Genomic DNA, 417 nt, shown 5'->3' with positions numbered 1-417 from the left:
CGATCATGCTGGTCACACCGCGACCATGGGCCGCCGCGATCGGCAGCACCTCGGTGAGGCCCAGCGAAAAGAACTCGGACATGGCCGAATCCGCATCCACCCCATCGGTCTTGTTAACGATCAGGTAGGTGGGTTTGGGCAGCTTGCGCAACTCGCTGGCAATCTGTTCATCGGCGGCGGTCAGGCCGGCACGGCCGTCCACCATAAACAACACCACATCGGCTTCGCCCACGGCCTGCAGGGATTGACTGGTCATCGGCACGTCGATGCCGTCATCGTTCTCGCCGATACCGCCGGTATCCACCACCGTGTACAAATAGCCGCCCAGCTGGCCATCCCCGTATTTACGGTCACGGGTAAGCCCCGGGAAATCGGCCACCAGGGCATCCCGGGTACGGGTCAGTCGGTTGAAGAGTG

Annotated in this window: 1 protein-coding gene; it reads right to left on the bottom strand. The window is 62.4% G+C overall.

Features of this window, described 5'->3' with window-relative positions; translation table 11 throughout:
* On the bottom strand, window positions 1-417 hold a 417-nt coding region (locus A3730_RS27015), incomplete at both ends, for a GTPase (RefSeq protein WP_197477669.1).

The organism is Alcanivorax sp. HI0044 (assembly GCF_001634945.1).
This window is presented reverse-complemented; position numbering and strand designations above follow the sequence as displayed.